This window comes from Streptomyces sp. NBC_00984, assembly GCF_045162475.1.
Lineage (GTDB): Bacteria > Actinomycetota > Actinomycetes > Streptomycetales > Streptomycetaceae > Streptomyces.
This window is the reverse complement of record NZ_CP108734.1, coordinates 3,450,568-3,466,645: the sequence shown is the minus strand read 5'-3', so window position 1 is coordinate 3,466,645 and position 16,078 is coordinate 3,450,568. Positions and strand designations below refer to the sequence as shown.

General features: G+C 71.2%; 20 protein-coding genes. 11 read left to right on the top strand and 9 right to left on the bottom strand.

The annotated features are described in order from the left end of the window. Nucleotides 1–11: 11 nt before the first annotated feature. The 4 genes from OG520_RS15025 to OG520_RS15010 all read right to left on the bottom strand — a co-directional run bounded on the left by OG520_RS15025 (nt 12) and on the right by OG520_RS15010 (nt 2,759). Nucleotides 12–623: a nucleoside triphosphate pyrophosphatase gene (locus tag OG520_RS15025; RefSeq protein WP_266415110.1), complete on the bottom strand. Its 612-nt coding sequence runs from the start codon at nt 621–623 to the stop codon at nt 12–14. Nucleotides 624–654: 31 nt separating this feature from the next. Then, complete coding sequence (gene mmpB, locus OG520_RS15020) at nt 655–783, bottom strand: morphogenic membrane protein MmpB (RefSeq protein WP_399327453.1); 129 nt, start codon at nt 781–783, stop codon at nt 655–657. Between the two features lie 153 nt (nt 784–936). After that, entirely contained in the window at nt 937–1,161 is a 225-nt protein-coding gene (locus OG520_RS15015) for an acyl-CoA carboxylase epsilon subunit (RefSeq protein WP_406013507.1), read from the bottom strand. Nucleotides 1,162–1,175: 14 nt separating this feature from the next. Then, nucleotides 1,176–2,759, bottom strand: coding sequence for an acyl-CoA carboxylase subunit beta (locus tag OG520_RS15010; protein ID WP_399327457.1), 1,584 nt, complete (start codon nt 2,757–2,759; stop codon nt 1,176–1,178). Nucleotides 2,760–2,892: 133 nt separating this feature from the next. On the opposite strand from OG520_RS15010, the gene OG520_RS15005 reads away from it, so the two are divergent. The 5 genes from OG520_RS15005 (at nt 2,893) to hutH (ending at nt 9,081) form a co-directional block, all read left to right on the top strand. Then, complete coding sequence (locus OG520_RS15005; protein ID WP_399327459.1) at nt 2,893–3,759, top strand: biotin--[acetyl-CoA-carboxylase] ligase; 867 nt, start codon at nt 2,893–2,895, stop codon at nt 3,757–3,759. Nucleotides 3,760–4,065: 306 nt separating this feature from the next. Then, nucleotides 4,066–5,238: an adenylate/guanylate cyclase domain-containing protein gene (locus OG520_RS15000; RefSeq protein WP_266415104.1), complete on the top strand. Its 1,173-nt coding sequence runs from the start codon at nt 4,066–4,068 to the stop codon at nt 5,236–5,238. Between the two features lie 123 nt (nt 5,239–5,361). Continuing rightward, a complete protein-coding gene (locus OG520_RS14995; RefSeq protein ID WP_406013506.1) occupies nt 5,362–6,174 on the top strand; it encodes an enoyl-CoA hydratase/isomerase family protein in 813 nt (270 codons plus the stop codon). A 94-nt stretch (nt 6,175–6,268) separates the two neighbouring features. Beyond that, nucleotides 6,269–7,438, top strand: a complete 1,170-nt coding sequence (locus OG520_RS14990; protein WP_406013505.1) for a diguanylate cyclase domain-containing protein — start codon at nt 6,269–6,271, stop codon at nt 7,436–7,438. 92 nt (nt 7,439–7,530) lie between these two features. Next, complete coding sequence (gene hutH, locus OG520_RS14985) at nt 7,531–9,081, top strand: histidine ammonia-lyase (protein ID WP_385334977.1); 1,551 nt, start codon at nt 7,531–7,533, stop codon at nt 9,079–9,081. 49 nt (nt 9,082–9,130) lie between these two features. On the opposite strand, the gene OG520_RS14980 is transcribed toward hutH, so the two are convergent. Continuing rightward, nucleotides 9,131–9,418: a hypothetical protein gene (locus tag OG520_RS14980; RefSeq protein ID WP_406013504.1), complete on the bottom strand. Its 288-nt coding sequence runs from the start codon at nt 9,416–9,418 to the stop codon at nt 9,131–9,133. Nucleotides 9,419–9,527: 109 nt separating this feature from the next. On the opposite strand from OG520_RS14980, the gene OG520_RS14975 reads away from it, so the two are divergent. From OG520_RS14975 to OG520_RS14965, 3 genes are all read left to right on the top strand, one after another. Next, nucleotides 9,528–9,911 (top strand): hypothetical protein, encoded by a 384-nt coding sequence (locus tag OG520_RS14975; RefSeq protein ID WP_406013503.1) that lies wholly within the window; start codon nt 9,528–9,530, stop codon nt 9,909–9,911. Between the two features lie 278 nt (nt 9,912–10,189). Further along, the gene (locus tag OG520_RS14970) at nt 10,190–11,440 is read left to right on the top strand and encodes an Ig-like domain-containing protein (RefSeq protein WP_406013502.1); all 1,251 of its coding nucleotides are present in this window, start codon (nt 10,190–10,192) and stop codon (nt 11,438–11,440) included. 104 nt (nt 11,441–11,544) lie between these two features. After that, nucleotides 11,545–11,934: an ATP-binding cassette domain-containing protein gene (locus tag OG520_RS14965; protein ID WP_406016487.1), complete on the top strand. Its 390-nt coding sequence runs from the start codon at nt 11,545–11,547 to the stop codon at nt 11,932–11,934. A 92-nt stretch (nt 11,935–12,026) separates the two neighbouring features. Here OG520_RS14965 and OG520_RS14960 read toward each other — a convergent pair whose 3' ends face one another. Further along, nucleotides 12,027–12,623 carry an RDD family protein gene (locus OG520_RS14960; protein ID WP_399327471.1) on the bottom strand — a complete coding sequence of 199 codons (597 nt, stop codon included), beginning with the start codon at nt 12,621–12,623 and terminating at the stop codon, nt 12,027–12,029. A gap of 84 nt (nt 12,624–12,707) precedes the next feature. On the opposite strand from OG520_RS14960, the gene OG520_RS14955 reads away from it, so the two are divergent. Beyond that, complete coding sequence (locus OG520_RS14955; protein ID WP_385334991.1) at nt 12,708–13,220, top strand: hypothetical protein; 513 nt, start codon at nt 12,708–12,710, stop codon at nt 13,218–13,220. A 37-nt stretch (nt 13,221–13,257) separates the two neighbouring features. Here the strand turns inward: OG520_RS14955 and OG520_RS14950 are convergent, their stop codons facing one another. Then, nucleotides 13,258–13,437 carry a hypothetical protein gene (locus OG520_RS14950; protein ID WP_406013501.1) on the bottom strand — a complete coding sequence of 60 codons (180 nt, stop codon included), beginning with the start codon at nt 13,435–13,437 and terminating at the stop codon, nt 13,258–13,260. Continuing rightward, the gene (locus OG520_RS14945; RefSeq protein WP_406013500.1) at nt 13,407–13,538 is read right to left on the bottom strand and encodes a hypothetical protein; all 132 of its coding nucleotides are present in this window, start codon (nt 13,536–13,538) and stop codon (nt 13,407–13,409) included. Before OG520_RS14945 ends, OG520_RS14950 begins: the two co-directional genes overlap by 31 nt. A 168-nt stretch (nt 13,539–13,706) precedes the next feature. Between OG520_RS14945 and OG520_RS14940 the strand changes: the two genes are divergently transcribed. Both OG520_RS14940 and gdhA read left to right on the top strand, forming a co-directional pair. Beyond that, a complete protein-coding gene (locus OG520_RS14940; RefSeq protein ID WP_406013499.1) occupies nt 13,707–13,877 on the top strand; it encodes a hypothetical protein in 171 nt (56 codons plus the stop codon). Nucleotides 13,878–14,083: 206 nt separating this feature from the next. Further along, nucleotides 14,084–15,463, top strand: a complete 1,380-nt coding sequence (gdhA, locus tag OG520_RS14935) for an NADP-specific glutamate dehydrogenase (protein WP_406013498.1) — start codon at nt 14,084–14,086, stop codon at nt 15,461–15,463. 60 nt (nt 15,464–15,523) lie between these two features. On the opposite strand, the gene OG520_RS14930 is transcribed toward gdhA, so the two are convergent. Continuing rightward, the gene (locus OG520_RS14930; protein WP_406013497.1) at nt 15,524–15,919 is read right to left on the bottom strand and encodes a YrdB family protein; all 396 of its coding nucleotides are present in this window, start codon (nt 15,917–15,919) and stop codon (nt 15,524–15,526) included. Nucleotides 15,920–16,078: the final 159 nt, after the last annotated feature.

Genomic DNA, 16,078 nt, shown 5'->3' with positions numbered 1-16,078 from the left:
GGGACGTCCGCTCAGACCCAGAGCTCGGTGACGGAGATCCCCAGCTCGCCCAGCAGCCGGCGCAGCAGCGGCAGCGAGAGCCCGATGACGTTGCCGTGGTCGCCCTCGATGGAGTCGACGAACGGCGCCGAGCGGCCGTCCAGGGTGAAGGCGCCCGCGACATGGAGCGGTTCGCCGGTGGCCACGTAGGCGGCGATCTCGGCGTCCGTCGGTTCGCCGAAGCGGACGGTCGTGGAGGCGGTCGCCGACGCGGTACGTCCGGTAGCGGTGTCGATCACGCTGTGGCCCGTCTGCAGCACACCGGCCCGGCCGCGCATGGACTTCCACCGGGCGATGGCCTCCTCGCCGTCGGCCGGCTTGCCGAGCGCCTCGCCGTCGAGTTCGAGCACCGAGTCGCAGCCGATCACCAGGGCACCCGCCGCCTCCGCCCGGCCGGCCACCGCCGCGGCCTTGGCCTCGGCGAGCACGAGCGCCAGCTCGGCCGGTGTCGGGGCGCTCAGCGCGTCCTCGTCCACCCCGCTGACGATCACCTCGGGCGCGAATCCGGCCTGCCTCAGCAGACCGAGACGGGCGGGCGAGGCGGAGGCGAGCACGAGACGGCGCTGATCAGTCATACGCGCCATCGTAGAAGAGGCGGACGGACCCCGGCCCCGCTCAGTGCAGGCCGGCCACGAACATCGCGACCACCATCGCGAGAGCGAGCACCAGCCCCACGCGGCGCATCATGTCCTGCGCGTCGCGCAGTTCCTTCGGCGGCTTGTTCTCGGGGTCGGACCACAGCATGGAAACGATCCTGCTGCCGTGACGGACGGCGCGCCTGAGTACGGGTACTCAGCCGCCGTGGTGCGTACGGACCAGTTCGCTCCGGATGCACCGGAGGTCCGGACCCGAAAGGGCCCGGACCTCCGGAACGTGCGCGAAGGGACACTCCCGCGACTACCCGGGCCAGTACGTCCGGGCCCAGGCCCGCGGCCCCGGCAGATGACGCGTGCGCCGGGCGATGCGTCCCGGGTCGGACCACTCGCCGGGCAGCGCCGGTACGCCGGCCGGCGCACCGGACGACTCGTCGGACGTCGTCGTCGCCGCGGCGCGCGCCCGCACCACCGCCAGCGCGGCGGCCAGCTCCTCAGGGGTCGGGTTGCCCCGTACGACCTTGATCATGGCCAGGACCCTTTCTAGAGGGGGATGTTGCCGTGCTTCTTCGGGGGCAGCGACTCCCGCTTGGTACGCAGCTGGCGCAGCCCCTTCACGATGTGGGCGCGGGTGTCGGACGGCATGATCACCGCGTCGACGTAACCGCGTTCGGCCGCCACGTAGGGGTTGAGCAGCGTGTCCTCGTAGTCGGCGATCAGCTCGGCGCGGGTGGCGTCCTGATCCTCGGCGGCGGCGATCGTCCGGCGGTGCAGGATGTTCACCGCACCCTGCGCGCCCATCACCGCGATCTGCGCGGTCGGCCAGGCGAGGTTGATGTCGGCGCCCAGGTGCTTGGAGCCCATGACGTCGTACGCGCCGCCGAACGCCTTGCGGGTGATCACGGTGATCAGCGGGACGGTCGCCTCGGCGTAGGCGTAGATCAGCTTGGCGCCGCGGCGGATGATGCCGCCGTACTCCTGGTCGACGCCGGGCAGGAAGCCGGGGACGTCGACGAAGGTCAGCACGGGCACGTTGAAGGCGTCGCAGGTGCGGACGAAGCGCGCGGCCTTCTCGCTCGCGTTGATGTCCAGGCAGCCCGCGAACTGCATCGGCTGGTTGGCGACGATGCCGACCGGGTAGCCCTCGACGCGCCCGAAGCCGGTGATGATGTTCGGCGCGAACAGGGCCTGGGTCTCCAGGAACTCACCGTCGTCCAGCACGTGTTCGATGGCGGTGTGCATGTCGTACGGCTGGTTCGCCGAGTCCGGGATGAGGGTGTCGAGCTCGCGGTCCTCGTCCGTGGTGGCGAGCTCCGCCACCTCGGGGAAGGCGGGCGCCTCGGACAGGTTGTTCGAAGGGAGGTACGACAGCAGCGACTTGACGTACTCGATGGCGTCCTTCTCGTCGCCCGCCATGTGGTGCGCCACACCGGAGGTGGTGTTGTGGGTGCGGGCGCCGCCGAGCTCCTCGAAGCCGACGTCCTCGCCGGTGACCGTCTTGATGACGTCGGGGCCGGTGATGAACATGTGCGAGGTCTGGTCGACCATGACCGTGAAGTCGGTGATCGCGGGGGAGTAGACCGCGCCGCCCGCGCACGGTCCGACGATCAGCGAGATCTGCGGCACGACACCCGAGGCGTGCACATTGCGGCGGAAGATCTCCGCGAACAGACCGAGCGCGGCCACGCCCTCCTGGATCCGGGCGCCACCGCCGTCGTTGATGCCGATGACCGGGCAGCCGGTCTTCAGCGCGAAGTCCATCACCTTGACGATTTTCTCACCGTAGACCTCGCCGAGCGAGCCGCCGAAGATGGTGAAGTCCTGCGAATAGACGCAGACGGGGCGGCCGTCGACCGTCCCGTAGCCGGTCACGACGCCGTCTCCGTACGGGCGGTTCTTCTCGATGCCGAAGTTGGTGGAGCGGTGCCGGGCGAATTCGTCGAGCTCCACGAAGGAACCCTCGTCGAGCAGCAGATCGACCCGTTCGCGGGCGGTCAACTTGCCCTTGGCGTGCTGCTTCTCGACCGCGCGCGCGGAGCCCGCGTGCGTCGCCTCGTCGATTCGGCGCTGCAGGTCCGCGATCTTGCCCGCGGTGGTGTGGATGTCGGTCTCTTCCGGCTCGGACATCGGGTGGCGGCTCCCTGCCTGGTCACGGGGACGACTGTGCTGCTGATCAGGTGCTGAACACCTACTGATCCGTAGGGTATCGGCGTGGATACGGTTCGGCAGTGCGTCGTTTGCCACACCTAGTCTGGCTTGCATGACACCTTCGGATGCGCCACAGAGCCGTTGGTCGGACCTGGACCGGCCGCCCCTGAACGTTCCCGCGCTGCGCCGCGGACTGCTGCGGCCGGGCGGGCTGTGGACCTCGCTCGACGTCGTGGAGACCATCGGCTCCACCAACTCCGATCTTGCCCGGCGCGCGGCGGCCGGGCTCGACGAAGGCACCGTGCTGGTCGCCGAGGAGCAGACCGCGGGCCGCGGTCGCCTCGATCGCACCTGGACGGCTCCGGCCCGTTCGGGCCTGTTCTTCTCCGTCTACCTGACGCCGGGCGCCGTCCCCGTCGAGCGGTGGGGCTGGCTGCCGCTGCTCACCGGTGTCGCCGCGGCGACCGGCCTGGCGAAAGCCGCGGGCGTCGACACGGCCCTGAAGTGGCCCAACGACCTCCTGGTCACGGTGGAGGGCGCGGAGCGCAAGGCCGGCGGCATCCTGGCCGAGCGCGCCGGGGACGGTGTCGTCGTAGGCATGGGCCTCAACGTCTCCCTGCGCGCCGATGAACTGCCCGCCCCCACGGCCGGCTCGCTGGCCCTGGCCGGGGCCGTCTCCACCGACCGCGAGACGCTGCTGCGGGGCGTGCTGCGCTCGCTGGAGCACTGGTACGGCCAGTGGCGCGCGGCGGACGGCGACGCGGCGGCGAGCGGCCTCCAGGAGGCGTACGCGGCGGGCTGTGCGACGCTCGGCCGGACGGTACGGGCCCAGCTGCCGGGCGACCGCACGCTCATCGGCGAGGCCGTGGCGATCGACGGCGACGGCCGCCTGATCCTGTCCACCGACGACGGCCTCCAGGAACCGGTATCGGCCGGCGATATCGTCCACCTGCGGGGTGCGGGCGGCGGTTTGGTCTGAGGCGGGCAGCGGTGGGCCGTCGCGCCGGGCGCCGGTTCGCCGGGCCCGCGCGAAGGGACTTGCGCCGCGTCCGCCGCGGCTTGGCGGTGCCGCCCCTGCCGAGCCACCCGAACACGTACCCGGGGCATAGAGACCATGCCCTCCTGGAAACCACCCACCGGCCGTCACCACCCACGCCCCCCGGCTCACCCAGGAACATTCCGGGACGCCATAGGGGCGTGAGCCACGGCACACCTGCCGTATCGTTGAGGCGATCCACCGACAGATCGGCAGGGCAGTGCGCAGGGAACGGGCAGGAGGCGGCTGGTGACCGTCGACGACACGACCTCCGGTGCGGGCACACAGCCCCCGTCGGAACCCTCGGTCCACGCGACACCGCATCACGAAGTCGACCATACGGCGGAACCGACCGACGACCCCCTCGCGATCCGGCTGGAACAGCTGATCCTGGGCGCCGACCGTCGCTACACGCCGTTCCAGGCGGCCCGTACCGCCGGTGTCTCGATGGATCTGGCCTCCCGGTTCTGGCGGGCCATGGGCTTCGCCGACATCGGGCAGGCCAAGGCGCTCACCGAGGCCGATGTGCTGGCGCTGCGCCGGCTCGCCGGTCTGGTCGAGGCGGGGCTGCTCAGCGAACCGATGGCGATCCAGGTGGCCCGGTCCACCGGACAGACCACCGCCCGGCTGGCGGAGTGGCAGATCGATTCGTTCCTGGAGGGGCTGACCGAGCCGCCCGAGCCCGGAATGACCCGTACCGAGGTCACGTACCCGCTGGTCGAGCTGCTTCTCCCGGAGCTCCAGGAGTTCCTGGTCTACGTGTGGCGGCGCCAGCTGGCCGCCGCCACCGGGCGGGTCGTGCAGGCCGCCGACGACGAGGAGATGGTCGACCGCCGCCTGGCCGTCGGCTTCGCCGACCTCGTCGGGTTCACCCGGCTGACCCGGCGGCTGGAGGAGGAGGAGCTCGGCGAGCTGGTCGAGGCCTTCGAGACCACCTCGGCCGACCTGGTCGCCGCCCACGGCGGCCGTCTCATCAAGACCCTCGGCGACGAGGTCCTCTTCGCCGCCGACGACGCGGGCACCGCGGCCGAGATCGCGCTGCGCCTGATCGAGGCGATGAACCAGGACGAGATCATGCCGGCGCTGCGCGTGGGCATCGCGTTCGGCACGGTCACCACCCGGATGGGCGATGTCTTCGGTACGACCGTGAACCTCGCCAGCCGGCTGACGTCGATAGCGCCGAAGGACGCCGTGCTGGTGGACGGGGCCTTCGCGGAGGAGCTGACCCGTACCGGCGACGCCCCGGCCTCCGAGGCGCAGGCGGCGGAGGAGGCCGCGGTGGCGGAGAAGGAGCGCCAGGAAGGCGTGGAGTCGGCCGCCGTGCCCAAGTACCGCTACGGGCTGCAGCCGATGTGGCAGCGCCCGGTGCGCGGACTCGGCGTGGTGGAGCCCTGGCTGCTGGCGCGCCGCGGCACCTCCTGAACCCGGCCCTTCCGCAATCCCGGATTCCGCCCCCTCGTCCGGGCCCGGACTCGCCCGGGACCGCTGTCCGGGCCGCCCCATAGGATCCCTCCGGTAACGATCGTTAACCGGAGGGGTGCAGTCATGACCGTCACGTCCGAGCAGCGGTTCGGGGAATTCGTCGTCGTACGGGTCCACGAGGGGCAGGAACACGTCGCCGAGCTGGTCCTCGACCGGCCCAGGGCGATGAACGCCGTGTGCACCGACATGGCCCGTTCGATCGCCGCCGCGTGCCTCGCGCTCGCCGCCGATCCCGGCGTACGCGTCACCGTCCTCACCTCCAGCCATGAGCGGGCCTTCTGCGTGGGCGCGGACCTGAAGGAGCGGAATTCCTTCACCGACGCCGATCTGCTGCGCCAGCGCCCCACCGCCCGGTCCGCGTACACCGGCGTGCTCGAACTGCCGATGCCGACGATCGCCGCCGTGCACGGGTTCGCGCTCGGCGGCGGATTCGAGCTGGCGCTGTCCTGCGACCTGATCGTCGCCGACCGCACGGCCGTGGTCGGCCTGCCCGAGGTGTCGGTCGGCGTCATCCCGGGCGGCGGCGGTACGCAGTTGCTGCCGCGGCGGATCGGTGCGGCGCGCGCCGCCGAGCTGGTCTTCACGGCCCGGCGGGTGGAGGCGGCCGAGGCGCTCGACAGCGGACTGGTCGACGAACTGGTGGAGGCCGGGGAGGACCGGACGGCCGCGCTGGCGCTCGCCGGCCGGATCGCCGCCAACTCACCGGTGGGACTGCGGGCCGCCAAGCGGGCGCTGCGGCTCGGCCACGGCCTCGATCTCCGGTCCGGTCTCGAAGTCGAGGACGCCGCCTGGCGGTCGGTGGCCTTCTCCGGCGACCGGGCCGAGGGCGTGGCCGCGTTCAACGAGAAGAGGAAGCCGAGCTGGCCCGGCGAGTGACGCAGTGCGACTTTCCATAACTGAATAGACACGAAGCGAACGCGGCTCAGCCCCAAACTGATCAAATCACCACAAACCTACATAAGCTGTAGCGATGGGTGGTGATGATGCACGGCTGCGGGCCGTGGTTTCGCTTGCGCAGGCGATGGCGGCGGCACACACCCCGCGGGGGTCGTGGCGAGCGGCTGCGCTGGGGGCGTGCGAGGCGCTGGGCGGCAGTTTCGCCGCGCTCTCCGTGTGGGAGCGCGGGCGCGGGCAGCTGCGCGTGCTGGTGAACGCGGGTGAACGGGCCGAAGGGGAGGAGGAGTTCCCCGAGGCGGAGGCGTATCCGGTGCACCAGTTCCCGGAGATCGCCGAGTTCCTGCATGAACGGTGGGCCGGGGGCGGCGAACCGGACGCCTGGGTCGAGACCGCCGACGGCTCGGCGGGCGCGATGTCGGGCGGGGACGCGGGGCCGCGGGAGTACGGGAGCGGGTACGGCCGGGAGCGGGTGGCCGCCCTGCGCCGGCGCGGGCGCGGCTGCTGCGTGGTCGCGCCGATCGTGCTGCACGGGCGGGCCTGGGGCGAGCTGTACGTGGCCCGCCCGGTGGGGGTGCCGGTGTTCGGGCGGGCGGACGCGGACTTCGCGACCGTGCTGGCCGCGGTCGTCGCCGCCGGGATCTCCCAGACCGAACGGCTCGAAGAGGTCCGCAAGCTCGCCTTCACCGATCCGCTCACCGGTCTGGCCAACCGCCGTGCCGTCGATGTGCGGCTGGACGAGGCGGTGGAGCGGCACCGGGCGGACGGGGCGGTGGTCAGTCTGGTCGTCTGCGATCTCAACGGTCTGAAGCAGGTCAACGACACCCATGGCCATGCGGTCGGCGACCGGCTGCTGGAACGTTTCGGCTCGGTGCTGTCCCGTTGCGGCGCCATGCTGCCCGGCGCGCTCGCGGCCCGGCTCGGCGGTGACGAGTTCTGTCTGCTCACGGTGGGCCCGGAGGCGGACGACGTGGTCCGGGTGGCCACCGAACTCTGCGAACGGGCAGTTGAGTTGGAGCAGGGGGACGGGGTGGCGTGCGGGATCGCGTCGACCGGTGATCCGATCGGCCCGGTGGTGTCGGCGCGGCGGCTGTTCCGGCTGGCGGACGCGGCCCAGTACCGGGCGAAGGCGGCCCGGTCGGTCAAACCGGTGGTGGCGGGGCGCGACGGCGAGGTGCTCCGGCTGGCCGACTCGCCGCCCAAGCCCGCGCACGACCGCCGCCATCTGCGGGGCAGCCGTCCCTGAATGCCGCGCCGATCGGTAAGGGGTCAACCACGCGACCACTAGTGACGCGACCACTAGTGACATGAAGGGATTCAGTCCGTACGCTTCTGAATATGGATATGCATACAGTCGTGGTGGGGACGTCCGGTACCACCGCTCAGGACGTCATCGCCGTGGCCCGCGGCAACGCCCGTGTCGAGCTCTCCGCAGCCGCCGTCGACGCGCTCGCCGCCGCCCGCACGATCGTGGACGCGCTGGCCGCCAAGCCCGAGCCGGTCTACGGCGTCTCCACCGGATTCGGGGCGCTGGCCAGCCGCCACATCAGCCAGGATCTCCGCGCACAGCTCCAGCGCAACATCGTCCGCTCGCACGCCGCCGGCATGGGGCCGCGCGTCGAGCGCGAGGTCGTCCGCGCGCTGATGTTCCTGCGGCTGAAGACGGTCGCCTCCGGGCACACCGGCGTACGCCCCGAGGTCGCGCAGACCATGGCCGACGTCCTCAACGCGGGCATCACGCCCGTCGTCCACGAGTACGGCTCGCTCGGCTGCTCCGGCGACCTGGCCCCGCTCTCCCACTGCGCCCTGGCGCTGATGGGCGAGGGCGACGCGGAGGGCCCCGACGGCACCGTGCGCCCCGCCGGTGAGCTGCTCGCCGCCCACGGCATCGCCCCGGTCGAGCTGCGCGAGAAGGAGGGCCTCGCCCTCCTCAACGGCACCGACGGCATGCTCGGCATGCTCGTGATGGCCCTGGCCGACCTGAAGAACCTCTACACCTCCGCCGACATCACCGCCGCCCTCTCCCTGGAGGCGCTGCTCGGCACGGACAAGGTGCTCGCCCCGGAGCTGCACGCCATCCGCCCGCACCCGGGCCAGGGCGTCAGCGCCGACAACATGCTCCGGGTCCTCGCCGGATCGGGCCTCACCGGCCACCACCAGGACGACGCGCCCCGTGTGCAGGACGCCTACTCGGTGCGCTGCGCCCCCCAGGTCAACGGCGCGGGACGCGACACCCTCGACTACGCCGGGATCGTCGCGGGCCGCGAACTGGCCTCCGCCGTCGACAACCCCGTCGTCCTGCCCGACGGCCGGGTCGAGTCCAACGGGAACTTCCACGGCGCCCCCGTCGCGTACGTGCTCGACTTCCTGGCGATCGTCGCGGCCGACCTCGGCTCCATCACCGAGCGCCGCACCGACCGGCTGCTGGACAAGAACCGCTCGCACGGGCTGCCGCCGTTCCTCGCCGACGACGCCGGGGTGGACTCGGGCCTGATGATCGCCCAGTACACCCAGGCCGCCCTGGTCAGCGAGATGAAGCGGCTCGCGGTCCCGGCCTCGGCCGACTCGATCCCGTCCTCCGCGATGCAGGAGGACCACGTCTCCATGGGCTGGTCGGCGGCGCGCAAGCTCCGTACCGCCGTGGACAACCTCGCCCGGATCGTCGCCGTCGAGCTCTACGCGGCGACCCGCGCCATCGAACTGCGCGCCGCCCAGGGCCTCACCCCCGCGCCCGCCTCGCAGGCCGCCATCGAGGCGCTGCGTGCGGCAGGGGTCCAGGGGCCGGGGCCGGACCGCTTCCTGTCGCCGGACCTGGCCGCGGCGGACGCGTTCGTGCGCGCGGGGAAGCTGGTCGCGGCGGTCGAACCGGTGACCGGCCCGCTGGCATAGGGCCTGTCCGGCGGTCCGGGCGCGTGCCAGGCGGAGAAAGCGTCGCTTTCTAGGCGGACAGGGCGTCGGCGCGGCGTGCCGAGTGGGAGACGAATGCCGCGCCGATGCCCAGGAACGCGACGCCGCCGATCAGATACGGGGTGGTGTCGATCCCGGTCCCGGTGTCGGCCAGTCTCGGACCGGCCGCGGGGTCCCCGGCGGTGGCGGCCGGTTTGCTTTGTGCGCCCGGTGCGCCGGCCGGTTCGTCCGTCGCGTTGGCGGACGGGACGAACCACAGGGCGGCCAGCAACGTGGCCGCGGCGGTGGCGGTCAGGAGCGGGCGACGAGCGACGACCACGGAATCGATCCCCCTTGTCACAGCCGTGAGTTAGGCGTGTGCGCCGATGCTAGTGAAAGCAGCGGGTCGCGGGAAAGCCGGGGGCGTGGGGGAGCTTACGCTCCGGCACATGAGCACATCTGAGACATCACGGTTTGTTCGACTTCGGGTCGAAATGCTGCTGGAGATCACGGACTCCGCGGCCCTCAGCGGCACCGCACTGGAGTCGATCGCCGTCGAGTACGGGGAACCGGGCGGTGAGTCCGCCGAGGAACGCATGCTCGCCGAGGACGCCGTACGGGAGGACGGTGCGGAGGCCCTCGCCTCCCTCGTCGACCCGTTCGACCTGGTCGGCGAGGTGCCCGGGGTCGAGCTCGCCCAGGCGTCCTGGAGCAGCGAGATCGTCGACTACGACCCGGACGACCCGGACGCCTGGGACCTCGACGACGAGGACGGCGAGGAGGACGAGGAGGACGACGGAGAGGGCGGTGGCGGCGTCCCGCACAATGGGTGAGGACGACGACGGTCACGTCGCCGTGAGCGGCGGGATCAGCAGCTGGTGAACACCGGCCCCGGACCGCTTCGCACGCGGACCGGGGCCGTGTCGTTCGCCGGTCGTCCTTACGTGATCGGCGTCGGGAACCACCGCAGCCGCGGATGCGTCGATGAGTGTTGTTCCCCACATCTTTCGCGGATGGGGAACGGAGGACCCTTTCCATGGGTTCTAGGACCATTGACGGGTTTCGCCGGGCGACGGCGGCTCTGCTCGGGGTTTTTGGGGATTCGGCAACGATGGAGAAGCGTGTGATGACGGACAGCAAGCGGCGCAGGGGCCTGATGGCCGCGTCCGCACTGCTCGGCGGCGTTCTGGTGCTCACTGCCTGCAACGACGGCGGGGGCAAGAGCGGCGCCGACAGCTCGAAGAAGTCGCAGGCGGCCGAGGTCGACAAGGCGGCGGCCCAGGACGCCTCGGAAGCGCAGATAGCAATCTCGCCGAAGAACAGCGCGACCAACGCGAGCATCAACAACGACGCCAAGGTCACCGTCGCCAAGGGCACGCTGTCCCAGGTCACCATGACCACCTCGGCCGGAGCCACCGTCAAGGGCACGCTCTCCGCCGACGGCAAGAGCTGGAAGCCGGACGTCCAGCTGGAGCGCTCGACCACGTACAAGATCGCCGCGACGGCGAAGGACTCCAAGGGCCGCGAGGCGCACGAGAACTCCTCCTTCACCACCGTCTCGCCCACCAACAGCTTCATCGGGAACTTCACCCCCGAGGACGGCTCCACGGTCGGCGTCGGCATGCCGGTCTCGATCAACTTCAACAAGGCGATCACGGACAAGAAGGCCGTCCAGGCCGGTATCACCGTGACGTCCAGCAGTGGTCAGCAGGTCGTCGGCCACTGGTTCAATTCGCAGCGTCTCGACCTGCGCCCCGAGAACTACTGGCAGGGCGGCTCCACCGTCACGCTGAAGCTGGCGCTGGACGGCGTCGAGGGCGCGGACGGCGTCTTCGGCGTGCAGCAGAAGACGGTCACCTTCAAGGTCGGCCGCAACCAGGTCTCGACGGTCGACGCCAACACGAAGATGATGACCGTCACCCAGGACGGCAAGACGATCAAGACCATCCCGATCTCCTCCGGCTCCTCCGCCAACCCCACGTACAACGGGCAGATGGTGATCTCCGAGAAGTTCAAGGAGACCCGGATGAACGGTGACACCGTCGGCTTCGGCGGCGAGTACGACATCAAGGACGTGCCGCACGCCATGCGGCTGTCCACCTCGGGCACCTTCATCCACGGCAACTACTGGGGCTCGCGGTCGATCTTCGGCAGCGCCAACACCAGCCACGGCTGCGTCGGCCTCGCCGATGTGAAGGGCGCGAGCGACGCAAACCAGCCCGCCGCCTGGTTCTACGACAACTCCATGGTCGGCGACGTGGTCATCGTCAAGAACTCCCCGGACCGGACCATCACCCCCGACAACGGCCTCAACGGCTGGAACATGAGCTGGGCGGAATGGACGGCGGGCTCCCAGGCCTGACCCGACCCCACGCGCCATACCCGGCGCGAGCCGCTGGTCGTGGCCCTAGGCGACGACCGGCCCCCGAATCCCGTACGGAGGCGGCGGCACCCGGATCCCCTCGGATCCGCGGTGCCGCCGCCTCCGGCGTTCGTAAGACCATCGAGGACGGCGGCCGGCTGGTCATCCAGGGCCCCACCGGCGGCAAGTCCACCCTGCTCCAGATGCTCGGCGGTCTGGACCGACCCGCGAGCGGCAGCATCGAACTCGACGGCGCCGACCTCGCGAAGCTCAGCGAGGCCGAGCTCACCGGGGTGCGCGCCCAGAACATCGGCTTCGTCTTCCAGAGCTTCAACCTCATCCCGACGCTCACCGCCCAGGAGAACGTCGAGACCGCGCTCGTGCCGCTCGGCGGCCGGGCGGCCGAGCGCCGTAGGAGGGCCGCCGAGGCGCGAGAGTCCGTCGGAACCATCCGCAAGGGAAAGGTCACGATCACGGAGAACGCGTCGGCCTGATACGGGACTTGAGGGGCGGGGCGGGGCGGGGGCGGGCACGGAGAGGCGGGAGGGAGGCCAGCGGCGGGCGTCCGGCGCGGTCGATCGGCCGGTCAGCGGCGGGCGTCCGGCGCGGTCCGGTGGGCGGTGAGGTCGCCGCGGCGGACCTGGCGCAGGCCCAGCGGATCGGCGTGCAGCTCGCCGTTCCCGCCGTTCCAGAGCGTGTTGCGGGGCAGGACACCGGGGCCCGAGAGGAGTGAGCGCAGCCCGTACCAGGGTTGCAGCGGCAGCCAGCACAGCCCGTACAGCCAGCGCCGCAGCAGCAGCCAGGGCCCCGGGCGCCCGGCGTCGGGCAGTCTGACCACCCGTATCCCCATGATCAGCTTGCCCGCGCCCGCCCCGGTGAACGCGGTGAGCACCACATGGTTGAGGAACGAGAAGGCGAGCGTCGGGCCGAGCAGCAGGCCGACCGCCTCGGTGACCCCGGCCGTGTCCACGTACGGCCGGACCAGTAAGCCGGCGGCCACCAGGCAGAGGTAGCAGTCGAGGCCGACGGCGAGATAGCGGCGCATGTCGCCCGCACGTGGCGGTACGCGTGCCGCGCGCGGTTCGGCGTGGTACCCGGGCGCGGGCGGGAAGGCCGCGCGGGCCGTCGGCAGAGGTGGTCCGGAGAGGTTCCGGGTACGACCCTCACCCCGTGGAATTGTCATGACAGCATCATGTCTGATGAGGCGTCACCGTGTGCCCGGGAACCACACTCACACCGCCGCGCACCCCGCATTAGTCTCGCACCCATGACCGCCGCCATCACCGCCATGATCACCGCAGTAGTCGGAGTGCTCGGCACCCTCCTCGCCCCGGTGTTCGTGCAGCGGCTGACCGTACGCCAGCGCGCCGAGGAGTCACGACTGGCGGGCGAACAGCGGAAGTTCGAGGAGCGGCGCACCCAGTACACGGCCATGAACCGGGCCTCCCGGCAGTTCCACACCCTCCTCAAGGACGCCCTGCACCGCATCCGTGACGGCGTCTACACGGAGCAGGAACGCACCCAGCTCGAAGAGGCCCGCCTCGACCACCGCGACCGCTACGCCGAGGCGCAGATGATCGTCCCCGAACGGATACTCCAGGCGTCCCGCGACCTCAACCGGGTGCTCGCCGCCGGTGACGGCACCGTCAAACGCCTCGACCGGGGCCTCGCCCGGGACGGCGAGAGCGTCGAACAGGCCCTGGAGGACCTGAAGGCGGCCGACCCCTTCCTCGACACGATGCGGGAGCTGATGCGTCGGGACCTCGGTGTCACGGACTGAACCCCGGGGCCGTACCGGTGAAGTCCCGCCCGCTCCGTCAGCACGACCCGAACGGCCACAGCCGGTAGTGGGAGTCCAGCCGGTACTCACCGGCCCGCTCCACCGTCAGCCGCGTCCACTCGCCCTCCTGCCGCAGGCACCCGCCGCCGTCCGCCCGGAGCCACGGCGAGCAGGCGATCCGTACCGTCACCGGCCCGGCGGCGGGTATCCGCACCACCAGGGGGCGTCGTCCCCGCGTACGACGGCGCCCGGCGCGGAGACCAGCGGTACGGCCTCGCGTTCCCTGTCGCGCGTCCCGGCGCTCTCGGTGATCCCCACCCGGCAAACCCTGGCGGCGCCCTCCGGACGGGACCGCGGCTTCGCGCACCGGCACCGTGGTGCAGCTGTCTACACCATGGATCCGGGGGGCCGGCCCCTCGTGGTGGCCGCCTCCCGCCAGCAACATGGAGTCATCACGAGACACCGTCCCGACCACGGAGGAATCCCATGAAAGCACTGCTCTGGTTCATGTTCTGCGCGGCGATCGCCGCCAACGTCTCGCTCAACTTCCTGGTGGAGGAGAGCGGTCTGCAGATCGCGCTGAGCGTGGTCGCCGGGGTGGTCGCCCTCGCGTCCGGAGCGGGGCTGTGGATGCTGCGCCGCGAGGCGCGAGCGTAGTCCGCGGCCCACTGTGCGGGTCCCGTTGAAGGACTTCCGGAGCGACTGGGACAATCGACATGCCACAACGGTTCTGTACGTCGCTTCCGTGAGCCGCAGAGCGTGCGATGTCTGGGCGACGCCCTCAATGGCGAGGGGGGACCGCCGGCGCCCCCGGGACGGGGGCGTCTTCGCGCGCATGCCCACCGACGGAAGGTCTTGACCTGATGCAGGCCACCCCTGATTCCGTAACCCCGCACGCCACCGAGAGCCGCGTCATCGAGCCGCTGTACGCCGAGATCCTCCGGCGCAACCAGGGCGAGAGGGAATTCCACCAGGCGGTACGGGAGGTCCTGGAGACCCTCGGCCCGGTACTCGCGAAGCGGCCGGAGTTCGTGGACGCCCGGATCATCGAGCGCGTGTGCGAGCCGGAGCGCCAGCTCATCTTCCGGGTGCCGTGGTCGGACGACTCCGGCGACATCCACGTGAACCGCGGCTTCCGGGTCGAGTTCAGCAGCTCCCTCGGACCGTACAAGGGCGGGCTGCGCTTCCACCCCTCGGTCAACCTCGGCATCGTGAAGTTCCTCGGCTTCGAGCAGATCTTCAAGAACGCGCTCACCGGCATGCCCATCGGCGGCGGCAAGGGCGGCGCGGACTTCGACCCCAAGGGCCGCTCGGACGCCGAGATCATGCGGTTCTGCCAGTCGTTCATGACCGAACTCCACCGCCACCTCGGCGAGTACACCGACGTCCCCGCCGGTGACATCGGCGTCGGAGGCCGGGAGATCGGCTACCTGTTCGGCCAGTACAAGCGGATCACCAACCGCTACGAGTCCGGCGTACTCACCGGAAAGGGCCTCGGTTGGGGCGGCGCCCAGGCACGCACCGAGGCGACCGGCTACGGCTGTGTCATGTTCACCGCAGAGATGCTCCGCAGCCGGGGCGAGTCGCTCGACGGCCAGCGCATCGTCGTCTCGGGCTCGGGCAATGTCGCGATCTACGCGATCGAGAAGGCCCAGCAGCTCGGCGCGACCGTGGTGACCTGTTCCGACTCCAACGGCTACGTCGTGGACGAGAAGGGCATCGATCTCGCCCTCCTCAAGGAGATCAAGGAGGCCGGCCGCGGCCGCGTCTCCGAGTACGCGGAACGCCGCGGCGAGCACGTCAAGTACGTCTCCGGCACCGGCGTCTGGAACGTCCCCTGTGACGTGGCCCTGCCCTGCGCCACCCAGAACGAACTCCACGAGGCCGACGCCGTGGCCCTGGTGCGCCACGGTGTGAAGGCGGTCGCCGAGGGCGCCAACATGCCCACCACCCCCGAGGCCGTACGCGTCCTCCAGGAGGCGGGTGTCGCCTTCGCCCCCGGCAAGGCGGCCAACGCGGGCGGCGTGGCCACCAGCGCCCTGGAGATGCAGCAGAACGCCTCCCGCGACTCCTGGACCTTCGCCCACACCGAGGAGCGCCTCGCGGAGATCATGCGCCACATCCACGACTCCTGCTACACCACGGCGGAGCGCTACGGCAGCCCCGGCAACTACGTGGTCGGCGCCAACATCGCCGGCTTCGAACTCGTCGCGGACGCGATGCTGGCACAGGGCCTGATCTGACCCGACACCCCTGACACCAACCCCGGCCCGGCCGCCTCGCGCGGCCGGGCCCCGGCCGTGTCAGGCAGCCGCCGCGACGCGGCGCCGAAAGGTCTCCGCCAGCCCCGTGTTCACGACCACCACCACCCCGAAGAGCGCTGCCGCCCCCGGATGCCCCACCGCGTGGACCGCGTACACACCACAGCCGAGCACCACCGCCTTGACCAGCAGAACCCCCACGAGCGGTGGCCGGAAGCGGGCGCGAGGGGCGGCGAGCAGGCCCCAGACCACGGCGGCGACCGCGGGCGCCCCGATCCCGAGCAGCAGCCGGGAAGCCACACCGTCCCCGGTGGCGAAACCCCACCAGCCCAGAGCGGCCAGCGCCGCCAACTCGACGACGAACGCCACGACTTCATTGACCATGAACCAGGGCCGCCCGGCCGGGGAGGCGGGAATGCTGTGGTCTTCGCTCGTCATCGGTGGACGGCCCTCTTCGTGCGGCGGTTGATCCCGCCGGAATTGTTTCCGGCGCGAGTGCGATGGCTCATTTTCCCTGATGCCGGGCCCGTTGATCGCATGCACCCGAGAGGCAGGGCGCCTGCCCTACCTCCCGATCCCTGCCCTGCGCAAAGCGAC

Excerpts from the sequence above, each read along its gene's own strand:
- OG520_RS14955 (WP_385334991.1), top strand. The coding sequence starts at position 12,708 with ATGACCGCCGCCATCACCGCCATGATCACCGCAGTAGTCGGAGTGCTC.
- hutH (WP_385334977.1), top strand. The coding sequence starts at position 7,531 with ATGGATATGCATACAGTCGTGGTGGGGACGTCCGGTACCACCGCTCAG.
- OG520_RS14975 (WP_406013503.1), top strand. The coding sequence starts at position 9,528 with ATGAGCACATCTGAGACATCACGGTTTGTTCGACTTCGGGTCGAAATG.
- gdhA (WP_406013498.1), top strand. The coding sequence starts at position 14,084 with ATGCAGGCCACCCCTGATTCCGTAACCCCGCACGCCACCGAGAGCCGC.
- OG520_RS15025 (WP_266415110.1), bottom strand. The coding sequence starts at position 623 with ATGGCGCGTATGACTGATCAGCGCCGTCTCGTGCTCGCCTCCGCCTCG.
- OG520_RS14930 (WP_406013497.1), bottom strand. The coding sequence starts at position 15,919 with ATGACGAGCGAAGACCACAGCATTCCCGCCTCCCCGGCCGGGCGGCCC.
- OG520_RS14960 (WP_399327471.1), bottom strand. The coding sequence starts at position 12,623 with ATGACAATTCCACGGGGTGAGGGTCGTACCCGGAACCTCTCCGGACCA.
- OG520_RS15010 (WP_399327457.1), bottom strand. The coding sequence starts at position 2,759 with ATGTCCGAGCCGGAAGAGACCGACATCCACACCACCGCGGGCAAGATC.
- OG520_RS14970 (WP_406013502.1), top strand. The coding sequence starts at position 10,190 with ATGGAGAAGCGTGTGATGACGGACAGCAAGCGGCGCAGGGGCCTGATG.
- OG520_RS14990 (WP_406013505.1), top strand. The coding sequence starts at position 6,269 with ATGGGTGGTGATGATGCACGGCTGCGGGCCGTGGTTTCGCTTGCGCAG.
- OG520_RS15015 (WP_406013507.1), bottom strand. The coding sequence starts at position 1,161 with ATGATCAAGGTCGTACGGGGCAACCCGACCCCTGAGGAGCTGGCCGCC.
- OG520_RS14995 (WP_406013506.1), top strand. The coding sequence starts at position 5,362 with ATGACCGTCACGTCCGAGCAGCGGTTCGGGGAATTCGTCGTCGTACGG.
- OG520_RS14940 (WP_406013499.1), top strand. The coding sequence starts at position 13,707 with ATGAAAGCACTGCTCTGGTTCATGTTCTGCGCGGCGATCGCCGCCAAC.
- OG520_RS15005 (WP_399327459.1), top strand. The coding sequence starts at position 2,893 with ATGACACCTTCGGATGCGCCACAGAGCCGTTGGTCGGACCTGGACCGG.
- mmpB (WP_399327453.1), bottom strand. The coding sequence starts at position 783 with ATGCTGTGGTCCGACCCCGAGAACAAGCCGCCGAAGGAACTGCGCGAC.